Genomic DNA, 8,442 nt, shown 5'->3' on the forward strand with positions numbered 1-8,442 from the left:
ATTATACCGCTTTCTGAAACGCCGCGCGCAAGCCGCCGAACTGGGGATTATACTGCAAAGTGCGTAATAATGTTCCTCGTGCGTGGATTATACTGCATCCCTGCGCCCCGGCACAAAGGGCATCTTCGAAACGTAGCTACCCATGATGACTGCCTTTAACATCTTCGTTCGCGGCGTCGTCCAGGGGGTAGGCTTTCGTCCTTTCGTCTACCGCATGGCCCAGGCCCAGGGGCTTAAGGGTTGGATCTTGAACGCCGAAGAGGGTGTCAAGATCCACCTCGAGGGGCCTTTAGCAGCTCTCGAGACCTTCCTGAGCGAGCTGAAGACGCATCCTCCGCCGGCAGCACATATCGCCGACATTCACGTCGAAACCGCCGAGCCCCAAGGGTTTGAGACCTTCACAATTCACGAGAGCGAAAAGCGTGACCGTCCCACGGTGCGCATCTCCCCCGACCTGCCTAGCTGCCAAGCTTGCCTGAGGGAGCTTTTCGATCCAAGCGACCGGCGCTGCGGTTATCCCTATCTCAACTGCACCGACTGCGGACCCCGTTACACGATCCTATTGGGCTTGCCCTACGACCGCCCAAAGACCACCATGAACGACTGGCCCATGTGCCCCGCGTGCGCCCGCGAGTATCGTGATCCGCTCGACCGCCGCTTCCACGCGCAGCCCGTCGCTTGCCCGGCGTGCGGCCCACACTACTACCTTCAGACCGGTGAGCGCGTGGTGGATGGCGATGAGGCCGCCATTCGCGAGGCGGCCAGGATGCTTCGCCAGGGGGCTATCGTAGCGGTCAAGGGGCTCGGGGGGTACCACCTGGCCTGCGACGCCCGCAACCCCGCTGCCGTGGCGGCGCTGCGCGAGCGCAAGTTCCGCAAAGAGAAGCCGTTCGCGCTGATGGTCGCCGATATCGCGATTGCTCAGGCGCTGGTCGAACTCTCTCCTGAAGCCCAAGCGCTGCTCACCTCGGTGGCGCGCCCCGTTGTGCTGGCTCCCGCCAAGCTCGAGCTGCCCGGCATCGCTCCAGGTAACCCCGAATTCGGGGTGATGCTGCCCTATACGCCGTTGCATCACCTCCTCTTCGAAGGCGCCCCCAGCGTGCTGGTCATGACCAGCGCCAACCGCTCGAGCGAGCCCATCGCCTATCAGGATGAAGACGCGCTGGCGCGCCTGACCGGTATCGCCGACGCCTTTCTTATCGGGGAGCGGCCCGTCGCGCGGCGCGTCGATGACTCGGTGGCGCGGGCCTCGTGCTACGGGCCGGTGCTGCTGCGGCGTGCCAGGGGGTACGCGCCCGGCGCCGTGGCGACGCTACCGGTCTCGCGCCCCGTCGTGGCGCTAGGAGCCGACCTGAAAAACACCGTCACGGTCGTGGTGAACGGTCAAGCCTTTGTCAGCCAACACATCGGCGACTTAGAGCACTACGGCGCGTTCCAAGCTTTTCAAGAGACGATCCGTGATCTGACCCGCATGTACGAGCTGGCCTGGGACGACACTCTCGTCATTCACGACGCGCATCCGGAGTACCGCTCAACGCAGCACGCGCTCGAGCTCCCAGCCCCCAGGCGCGTCGCTGTGCAGCACCACCGCGCCCACCTCGCCGCGGTGCTGGCGGAGCGACAGGCTTGGGACCAGCGCGTGCTCGGGATCGCTTTCGACGGCGCCGGCTACGGCGATGACGGTGCCATCTGGGGCGGAGAGTTTTTCGTGGGCAGCCTCGCAGCGGGGCTTGAACGCGTCGCCCACCTGCGTTACGCCAAGCTACCCGGAGGGGACGCGGCAGCGCGCCACCCCGTCCAGGCAGCAGCGGGCTTTTTGGATGACCTGAGCGATGTACCCGACTTGACCGCGCCGCCCTTCTACTTCGGGGAAGGCTACGCTAAAGCCAAGGCGCTGCTTCATAAGGAGGTGCGCGTCTTCCCCACGACCTCGGTGGGTCGCCTTTTCGACGCCGCAGCCGCGCTCCTCGGTTTCACGCGGGCCATCACCTTCGAAGGGCAGGCGGCCATCTGGCTCGAGCACCTGGCCCGCAGCGCCCCAAACGCAGCTCCCTACCCGATGCCTTTCGTCCACGGCGTGTTGGACTTCCGTCCTCTACTGGAGGCGGTGCTGAGGGATTGTCAGCAGGGGCGTGACCGAGCCGAGATAGCCCGGGCGTTTCACGCCGGCTTGGCGCTGAGCGTGTTCCAGGGGGTGCTGCAACTCTGCGAGGCCAACGGCGTCGACGTGGTCGTGCTGAGTGGGGGCGTTTTCCAAAACGACTTGCTTCTGGGTGCGCTCAAGACTCATCTTGACACGACGTCGTTGCGTGTGTGGACGCCACGCGGCGTGCCGTCCAATGATGGCGGGGTCAGTCTAGGCCAGGCAGCCTTGGGGATATTCGCAACAAAGAGGGTTGAGGACCTTCCGGTGTTGTCAACTTGACTTTTGTTTGACTGAAGCTTCCTCATTCTGATGGATTCTGAGTCCGCCCTGCTCTGCCGCCTAAAGAGGCAGAAACGAGCAGGTTCTCAAGCCAATTATCACGGTAAAGTATGGCATTGAGTCTATGAGCCTCCTAGAGCTTGGCTCCAGGTGTTGCACTTCATATTTGAAGTGGCGCCGCCCTCTACAACTCCCTCATCGTCCCTAATCGCTACTCGAGCAGCAGGGCCTCGGGCGTCTCCAAAATCTCGATCACCCGGCTTGTGAACATCGCCGCTTCGGCCCCGTCGATGACGCGGTGGTCGAAGGACATCGACAAGTAGAGCATGTCGCGAGGGACGATCGAGTCGTCTGCTAGGACCACCGGTCGGCGCTTGATGCTGTGGACGCCCAGAATCGCCGCCTCGGGCACGTTGATGATGGGAAAGGAGAAGAGCCCGCCCAAGGAGCCGATATTGGTGATCGAAAAGGTGCCGTGCTTGATGTCGTCCTGAGCCAGCTTGCCCGCTCGAGCCTTTTCGGCGAGGAGGCTGATGTCCGCGGAAATTTCCAAGATGCTCTTCTTGTCCACGTCGCGGATGACCGGCACCACCAGACCCTGCTCGGTCGCGACCGCCACGCCCAGGTTGTAGTAATGCTTGTAGACGATCTCGTTTGATTTCTCGTCGAGGCTCGAGTTGATGACCGGGAAATCCCTTAGCCCCTGCAGCACCGCCTTCATGATGAAGGGCAAGAAGGACAGCTTGCCGCCGCGCGCTTCGGCCAGCGGCTTGAGCTTGTCGCGCAGGGCGACGAGTCCGGAGACGTCGGCCTCGTCGACGTGCAAGGTGCGCACCGCCTGCAGGTGCGAGGCGACCATCTGCTTGGCGATCGCCCGGCGCAGGCCGCGCACGGGCACGCGCTCCTCGAGCGCCTGGTAGTCCGCCGGGCTGGTGTAGAGGACGCGCCCGAAGTCAGAGCTGGGGGCTTCTGTGGCGGCTTCTGTGGGCCTGCCCGCCTCGGCAAAGGCGCGCACGTCGTCGACGCGGACGCGGCCGTTGGGACCGCTGCCCGGCACCTCTTCGATAGCGAGCTCGAGCTCTCTGGCCAGCTTGCGCGCGGCGGGCACCGCCAGCACCCGGCCGAAGGGGCCTCTGGCGGCCTCGGGTTTCGCAGAAGCTCGAGGCTTCTCGGCGACCTGGGCGTCGCCCTGGGGGACGCCGACAGGAGCAGCGCCCTTAGCAGCAGCATCCTTGGCAACAGCGCCCTTGGCAACCGCACGCCGCACCGAGATGGCCTCCTCGGTGCTGGCCTCCATCGCCTTGAAGAGGCTCAAGCTGTCGCCGTCGTCCTCGTCGTCACCATTCCCACGGCCGCCGCCCCCTTCGACGATGCTTCTCTCGTCATCCTTGACCTCGGGCTGGTTTTTGGGCTCGGTTTCGGTGACGGGTTCCCTTTCGGCCTGCGGCGAGGCGGCGCCGTCGCCGAAGCGCGCGATGGGCGCGTTGACCGGCACCACCTCGCCCTCCTTGGCAAGCTGCTTTTCGAGGACGCCCGCGTAGGGGCTGGGCAGTTCCACCGTCACCTTGTCGGTCATCACCTCGACGATTGCCTGGTCGCGCTCGACGGTGTCGCCTTCAGCGACCAGCCACTTGACGATCTCGCCCTCGACGACGGACTCGGCGAGTTCGGGAAGTAGAAATTCCTTGGCCATGCTTCCTCCAGAGGCAATTCAACATTGAAGATTGAAAATGTTAAATTTTGAATCTTCAATGTTGAATCTTCAATTAGTAATCGAGCACCCTCTGCACCGCCCGCAGGATGCGGTTGACGCTCGGCAGATAGTCGCGGTCGTGGGCGTAGGGGTAGGGCGTGTCGAAGCCCGAGACGCGAGCGACTGGGGCGAGCAGGCTGTCTAAAATCTCCTCGCCGATGGTCGCCGCCACCTCGCTCATGAAGCTGGCGGTCTTGGGCGCCTCGCTGACGAGGACCACCCGGCCCGTCTTGGCGACGGACTCGAGCACGGCGGTCTTGTCCCAGGGCATCAACGAGCGCAGGTCGAGCACGTCGGCCTCGAGGTCGGCTCTGGCGAGTTCCTCGGCGGCCTTTATGGTCTCGACCATCATGCCGCCGTAGGAGATGAGGGTGAGGTCACTCCCCTCGCGGCGCTTGGCGGCCTGGCCCAGGGCAATGGTGTAGTCCTCGCCCGGCACCTCTTCCTTGATGGCCCGGTAGAGGCGCTTGGGCTCCATGAACATGACCGGGTCGTCGTCGCGGATGGCGGTCCGGAGGAGCCCGGCGGTGTCGTAGGGCCTGGACGGATAGACCACCTTGAGCCCCGGCGTGTGGGTGAAGAGCGCCTCGGGGCTCTGCGAGTGGTGATGGCCGCCGCGCACCCCGCCCGCCGAGGGCAGGCGCAGCACCATCGGCGCCGAGAACTGCCCGCCCGAGCGGTAGCGCAGCTTGGCGGCTTGCGAGACGAGCTGGTCGAAGCCGGGATAGACGTAGTCGACGAACTGGATCTCGGCGACGGGCCGGAGGCCGTGTGCCGCCATGCCCACCGCCGCGCCGATGATGGCCGCCTCGGAGAGCGGCGTGTCCATGACCCGGTCGGGTCCGTACTTGTCGAAGAGCTTTTCGGTCGCCAAGAAGACGCCGCCGCGCTTGCCCACGTCCTGGCCCATCACCACCACGTGAGGGTCGCGGCTCATCTCCGCGTCCAGGGTGCGGACGATCGTCTGCACCATGTTTTGTACTGCGTTTTGTACTGCCACAGCTTCCTCCATTACCGGTACGTGCCGGCGCTGTTGCTCGTCTCAATCGCCCTTTTAATCGCCCTTCAGCTCTCGCTGCTGCTCGGCCAAGTTCCACCAGGGCTCGGCGTAGACGTCCTCGAACATCGACTCCGTCGGCCAGGTGCCCGCGTTCTCCGCCTCCTCGGCGGCCTCTTGCTGCACGGCCTTGATCGAGGTCTCGAGGTCCTCCCCCCAGGCGTCCTCCCAAATCCCTTGTCTGCGCAAAAAGAGCTCGAAGCGCTTCAAGGGGTCGCGCTTCTTCCAGCGCTCGACCTCGTCCTTGGGCCGGTAGCGCGAGTCGTCGTCAGCCGAGGAGTGCGGGCCGTAGCGGTAGACGGTCAGCTCGACCAAGGCCGGGCCGTGGCCGCTGCGCGCGCGCTCGACCGCCTCCTTCATGACATAGTAGCTGGCGAGCACGTCCATGCCGTCTACCAGGTAGCCCGGCATGCCGTAGGCCTCGGCCTTGACGGCGATGTTCTCCGAGGCGGTCTGCTTGTGGAAGTCCACGCTGATGGCGTAGCGGTTGTTCTCGCAGGCGAAGACGATGGGCGCGCCCTGCACGCCGGCGTAGTTGATGGCGGCGTGAAAGTCGCCTTCGGAGGTCGCCCCGTCGCCAAACGAGGCCACCGCCACCTCAGCGGTGTTTAAGAGCTTCATGCTGATGGCCGCGCCCACCGCCGGGGGGAGGTGCGAGGCGATGGCCGAGGCCACCGTGAAGACCTTGTAGTCCTTGGAGCCAGGGTGCGCGGGCATCTGCCGGCCCTTGTTGGGGTCGGCCCGGCTGGCCATGGACTGGCCCAGCAGTTCGCGCAGCGGCACGCCCAGCGCGAGCACCAGGCCGCTGTCGCGGTAGTAGGGAAAGAGCCAGTCCTGGCGCGCCTTCATGCTGTGGGCGATGCCCACCTGAGCCGCCTCGTGGCCCGCCGAAGGCGCGGCGAAGCTGATCTTGCCGCCGCGCTGCATGCGGGTGAGGCTCTCGTCCAAAAGCCTCGCCGCCAGCATGTCGCGGTAAAAGCCTTTGAGCCCGTCTTCGCTCAAGTCGAGCTCGAAGTGGCCCAGCCACTGGCCCTGGTCGCCGATGAGCGAGATGGGCCTGTCGGTAAAGGGCTTGAAGCGTTGGGAATCTTGAATCATGCCTGCTTCCTTTCTTGCGGAGTACAGCGTTCGGCGCCGGCGCTAGAGCTAGGGGCGCCAGGGGTAGGGGCGCCAAAGTAAGGCCCCGGTCTATACACCGGGGCGAGGGCGGCATGAGGCGGCCCGGCAAGATCTAGCTGTAGCGTCAACGCAAACGTCATGATGACCTCGTTCAGTCGCCATTCTACCCGTAAAGGGCGGCGATATTAGGGGTTGTACTTACGCTTTCGGGCGCTTCCGGGCGCCCCTCAAAGCGCGGTCCGCGCGGTCCGCCCTGCGGTGGCTTTCTCGAGTCTAGCCGCTCGAGCAGCCCGCGAGGGCTTTACCCGTCACCTGGCGACGCCGGGTCGCCGCCGGCGACCCTTTGGACGGCGCGATAGAGCCCGCTTCAAGACTGCGGTATCATACGCCCCTAGCGGTTCCGGCCGAACTGCCGGCAGTAGTTCCGTCCGAAGCTTCGACCGCGCGCCAGGGTCAAGGAGGCCCATGTCCAACGAGCGCATCACCGGCATTCTCTTTATCGCCTTGGGCGCCCTGGCGCTCTTCGTCCTGGTGTTCCTTTCCGGGCTGGCCGGCGCCTGGCTGTGGGCCGGCACCCTGGCCGCGGCCCTTCTCTACGTCTACGCTCGAGGGCGCGGCTACGCCTTTCTCGTCGCCGGCAGCCTGCTCACGGGGCTGGCCGTGGGGCTGGTCCTGGGCGGCAGTGTCGGCGCCATCTTAGTGAGCCTGGGCGCGGGCTTTTTCGCCATCGACCGCCTGGAGCCGCGCGCCTCGAGCTGGCCCCTCTATCCGGCCGGCGCCCTGGTCGCTCTGGGCCTGCTCGTCTGCCTCATCCGCGCGGGCCCGTTCGGCTGGCTCCTGCTGGCCGTCCTGCTCATCGCCCTGGGCGCCCTTTTGCTCCGGCGCGGCAAGGACGGGAGCGGCTGGGTCTACACCGAACCGGCCTCCCCTGCTCCCCCACCCTCTACCCCCGCACCCACCTCTTCCGCACCCGCCTCTTCCGCACCGCCCACCCCCGCCGAGCGTTCACCCGAGAGCGAAGTCGTCAAGAACGCCCTGCAGGGACGCGAGGACGTGCAAGCCGCCGAGGCCGGGGCTGAAACGCCCCTGACGGGAGCGGACGCCGAACTCTACTCCCGCCTCGAGAGCTGGCGCAAGGCCAAGGCCAGGGGCGAGAAGAGGCCCACCTACATCGTCCTCACCAACGATTCCTTGAGGCGCATCGCCCGCGAGAAGCCGCAAACGCTGGGCGACTTGAGCCGCGTCAAGGGCATCGGCCCGGTGAAACTGGAGCGCTACGGCGCGGAGATCCTGGCGCTGGTCCAACATGACCGTGCAGCGCCGAAAGAGCCCGGCGGCTGAGCAAGCCCTGCTCGCCGTACACCCTAAAGAAGGCCGAGTGTAGGAAGGTCGGGCTGGCCGCTAGAGGAGCAACCTATCGAGCGCCGTCAGGTCGGGCACCTGAACATCGGGCTGGCAGCCGGCAGCCAGAGCATCGCCCTTTGCGTCGCCCACCAGCACCGTCCTCATGCCGATACGCTTGCCTCCCCGCACGTCGGCTTCCGGCGAATCGCCCACCATCACCGCCTGCTCCGGGGTCAGGGCAAAGACGTTCAGGGCTTCACGAAAGAAAAACGCCGAGGGCTTGCCGACGAGCTGCGGCTGGACGCCCGTGGTAGTCGTCAACAGCGCGGCCAGGGCACCGACGCCCGGCACGGCCCTGCCGCCGCCGACCGGCACGCGGCGGTCCAGATTGAGCGCGAGCAAGGCTGCCCCACCGTCCAGCGCCCGCGCCGCTAAGCTGAGCTCGGCCAGGGTCAGCGCCGAGTCGTTGCCCAGCACCACCACCGAGGCACCATCGGACCGCTCGAGCACCTCTGCGCCCGCTTCCTCGAGCGCGCGGCGAACGGCGTCCTTGCCGACGACGAAGGCCCGACACCCTGGAGCCAGCATGGGATGGCGCCCAAGCAGGGTGAGCGGCGCGACCACCGCCGCGGGGTCGGTGGCGATTCCCAGATGCGTGAGCCGCTCGGCGAGGGTCACCGAGTTGGCCGTCGAGGCGTTGGTCAGGAAAAAGACGCCGCGCCCGCTCAGGCGCAACTGCTCGAC

The 8,442-nt window shown here is 65.9% G+C and carries 6 protein-coding genes; 2 read left to right on the plus strand and 4 right to left on the minus strand.

Features of this window, described 5'->3' with window-relative positions:
- The first annotated feature begins 142 nt into the window (after positions 1-142).
- Complete coding sequence (gene hypF, locus M3498_00750; GenBank protein ID MDQ3457824.1) at positions 143-2,425, plus strand: carbamoyltransferase HypF; 2,283 nt, start codon at positions 143-145, stop codon at positions 2,423-2,425.
- Between the two features lie 211 nt (positions 2,426-2,636).
- Here the strand turns inward: hypF and M3498_00755 are convergent, their stop codons facing one another.
- The 3 genes from M3498_00755 to M3498_00765 all read right to left on the minus strand — a co-directional run bounded on the left by M3498_00755 (position 2,637) and on the right by M3498_00765 (position 6,333).
- On the minus strand, positions 2,637-4,118 hold the full coding sequence (locus tag M3498_00755; GenBank protein MDQ3457825.1) for a 2-oxo acid dehydrogenase subunit E2: 1,482 nt from the start codon (positions 4,116-4,118) through the stop codon (positions 2,637-2,639).
- 73 nt (positions 4,119-4,191) lie between these two features.
- Positions 4,192-5,151, minus strand: coding sequence for an alpha-ketoacid dehydrogenase subunit beta (locus tag M3498_00760; protein MDQ3457826.1), 960 nt, complete (start codon positions 5,149-5,151; stop codon positions 4,192-4,194).
- An 81-nt stretch (positions 5,152-5,232) separates the two neighbouring features.
- On the minus strand, positions 5,233-6,333 hold the full coding sequence (locus M3498_00765) for a thiamine pyrophosphate-dependent dehydrogenase E1 component subunit alpha (protein MDQ3457827.1): 1,101 nt from the start codon (positions 6,331-6,333) through the stop codon (positions 5,233-5,235).
- A gap of 486 nt (positions 6,334-6,819) precedes the next feature.
- Between M3498_00765 and M3498_00770 the strand changes: the two genes are divergently transcribed.
- Entirely contained in the window at positions 6,820-7,695 is an 876-nt protein-coding gene (locus M3498_00770; protein MDQ3457828.1) for an HRDC domain-containing protein, read from the plus strand.
- A 60-nt stretch (positions 7,696-7,755) separates the two neighbouring features.
- On the opposite strand, the gene M3498_00775 is transcribed toward M3498_00770, so the two are convergent.
- Positions 7,756-8,442, minus strand: a 687-nt coding sequence (locus M3498_00775) for an HAD-IIA family hydrolase (GenBank protein ID MDQ3457829.1), incomplete at its 5' end; no start/stop codon positions are given.

This window comes from Deinococcota bacterium, from assembly GCA_030858465.1.
GTDB lineage: Bacteria > Deinococcota > Deinococci > Deinococcales > Trueperaceae > JALZLY01.

Coding starts and splice junctions, on each gene's coding strand:
- hypF (MDQ3457824.1), top strand. CDS start 143: ATGATGACTGCCTTTAACATCTTCGTTCGCGGCGTCGTCCAGGGGGTA.
- M3498_00755 (MDQ3457825.1), bottom strand. CDS start 4,118: ATGGCCAAGGAATTTCTACTTCCCGAACTCGCCGAGTCCGTCGTCGAG.
- M3498_00760 (MDQ3457826.1), bottom strand. CDS start 5,151: ATGGTGCAGACGATCGTCCGCACCCTGGACGCGGAGATGAGCCGCGAC.
- M3498_00765 (MDQ3457827.1), bottom strand. CDS start 6,333: ATGATTCAAGATTCCCAACGCTTCAAGCCCTTTACCGACAGGCCCATC.
- M3498_00770 (MDQ3457828.1), top strand. CDS start 6,820: ATGTCCAACGAGCGCATCACCGGCATTCTCTTTATCGCCTTGGGCGCC.